The sequence below is a fragment of the Vibrio sp. Vb0667 genome (assembly GCF_033391095.1).
Genome location: NZ_JAWPOL010000069.1, coordinates 1 through 2,746, shown reverse-complemented (window position 1 = coordinate 2,746; position 2,746 = coordinate 1). Strand labels below are relative to the sequence as shown.

The window sequence follows — 2,746 nt, the reverse complement described above, 5'->3', positions numbered from 1 at the left end:
CCGAACTTAGCTACCGGGCAATGCGTCTGGCGACACAACCCGAACACCAGAGGTTCGTCCACTCCGGTCCTCTCGTACTAGGAGCAGCCCCTTTCAATTCTCCAACGCCCACGGCAGATAGGGACCGAACTGTCTCACGACGTTCTAAACCCAGCTCGCGTACCACTTTAAATGGCGAACAGCCATACCCTTGGGACCGACTTCAGCCCCAGGATGTGATGAGCCGACATCGAGGTGCCAAACACCGCCGTCGATATGAACTCTTGGGCGGTATCAGCCTGTTATCCCCGGAGTACCTTTTATCCGTTGAGCGATGGCCCTTCCATTCAGAACCACCGGATCACTATGACCTGCTTTCGCACCTGCTCGAATTGTCATTCTCGCAGTCAAGCGGGCTTATGCCATTGCACTAACCTCACGATGTCCAACCGTGATTAGCCCACCTTCGTGCTCCTCCGTTACGCTTTGGGAGGAGACCGCCCCAGTCAAACTACCCACCAGGCACTGTCCGCAACCCCGATAAGGGGTCGACGTTAGAACATCAACACTACAAGGGTGGTATTTCAAGGACGGCTCCACGCAATCTAGCGACTGCGCTTCAAAGCCTCCCACCTATCCTACACATGTAGGGTCAATGTTCAGTGCCAAGCTGTAGTAAAGGTTCACGGGGTCTTTCCGTCTAGCCGCGGGTACACTGCATCTTCACAGCGATTTCAATTTCACTGAGTCTCGGGTGGAGACAGCGTGGCCATCATTACGCCATTCGTGCAGGTCGGAACTTACCCGACAAGGAATTTCGCTACCTTAGGACCGTTATAGTTACGGCCGCCGTTTACCGGGGCTTCGATCAAGAGCTTCGACCGAAGTCTAACCCCATCAATTAACCTTCCGGCACCGGGCAGGCGTCACACCGTATACGTCATCTTGCGATTTTGCACAGTGCTGTGTTTTTAATAAACAGTTGCAGCCACCTGGTATCTGCGACTCTCAATAGCTCCATCCGCGAGGGACTTCACCGTCGAGAGCGTACCTTCTCCCGAAGTTACGGTACCATTTTGCCTAGTTCCTTCACCCGAGTTCTCTCAAGCGCCTTGGTATTCTCTACCCGACCACCTGTGTCGGTTTGGGGTACGATTCCTTACAATCTGAAGCTTAGAGGCTTTTCCTGGAAGCATGGCATCAATGACTTCACATCCGTAGATGCTCGACGTCGTGTCTCAGCCTTAAGAGAAACCGGATTTACCTAATTTCTCAGCCTACGCACTTGAACCTGGACAACCGTCGCCAGGCCCACCTAGCCTTCTCCGTCCCCCCATCGCAATTGTAAGAAGTACGGGAATATTAACCCGTTTCCCATCGACTACGCCTTTCGGCCTCGCCTTAGGGGTCGACTTACCCTGCCCCGATTAACGTTGGACAGGAACCCTTGGTCTTCCGGCGAGGAGGTTTTTCACCCCCTTTATCGTTACTCATGTCAGCATTCGCACTTCTGATACGTCCAGCATGCGTTACCACACACCTTCAACCGCTTACAGAACGCTCCCCTACCCAATATACAAAAGTATATTGCCGCAGCTTCGGTTTACTACTTAGCCCCGTTACATCTTCCGCGCAGGCCGACTCGACCAGTGAGCTATTACGCTTTCTTTAAATGATGGCTGCTTCTAAGCCAACATCCTGGCTGTCTGAGCCTTCCCACATCGTTTCCCACTTAGTAGTAATTTGGGACCTTAGCTGGCGGTCTGGGTTGTTTCCCTCTCCACGACGGACGTTAGCACCCGCCGTGTGTCTCCCGGATAGTACTTACTGGTATTCGGAGTTTGCAAAGGGTTGGTAAGTCGGGATGACCCCCTAGCCTTAACAGTGCTCTACCCCCAGTAGTATTCGTCCGAGGCGCTACCTAAATAGCTTTCGGGGAGAACCAGCTATCTCCAGGTTTGATTGGCCTTTCACCCCTAGCCACAAGTCATCCGCTAATTTTTCAACATTAGTCGGTTCGGTCCTCCAGTTGATGTTACTCAACCTTCAACCTGCCCATGGCTAGATCACCTGGTTTCGGGTCTATATCCAGAGACTGAACGCCCAGTTAAGACTCGGTTTCCCTACGGCTCCCCTAGATGGTTAACCTTGCCACTGAATATAAGTCGCTGACCCATTATACAAAAGGTACGCAGTCACAGGACAAGCCTGCTCCTACTGCTTGTACGTACACGGTTTCAGGTTCTATTTCACTCCCCTCACAGGGGTTCTTTTCGCCTTTCCCTCACGGTACTGGTTCACTATCGGTCAGTCAGTAGTATTTAGCCTTGGAGGATGGTCCCCCCATATTCAGACAGGATATCACGTGTCCCGCCCTACTCGATTTCACTGAACACACGTCGTCAACTACGGGACTATCACCCTGTATCGTCGGACTTTCCAGACCGTTCGTCTAACGCGTGTAAAGCTTAAGGGCTAGTCCAATTTCGCTCGCCGCTACTTTCGGAATCTCGGTTGATTTCTTTTCCTCGGGGTACTTAGATGTTTCAGTTCCCCCGGTTCGCCCTGTTGAGCTATGTATTCACTCAACAGTAATACCTTATGGTATTGGGTTTCCCCATTCGGAAATCCCAGACTCAAATGGTTTTTACTACCTAATCTGGGCTTATCGCAAGTTAATACGTCCTTCATCGCCTCTGACTGCCAAGGCATCCACCGTGTACGCTTAGTCACTTAACCATACAACCCGAAGGAGTTTCGAGTTGAT

Annotated in this window: 1 rRNA gene; it reads right to left on the bottom strand. The window is 51.7% G+C overall.

Annotated elements, in window-relative coordinates:
• Positions 1–2,718, bottom strand: a 23S ribosomal RNA gene (locus tag R8269_RS23325); the annotation flags it as partial.
• Between the last annotated feature and the right edge of the window lie 28 nt (positions 2,719–2,746).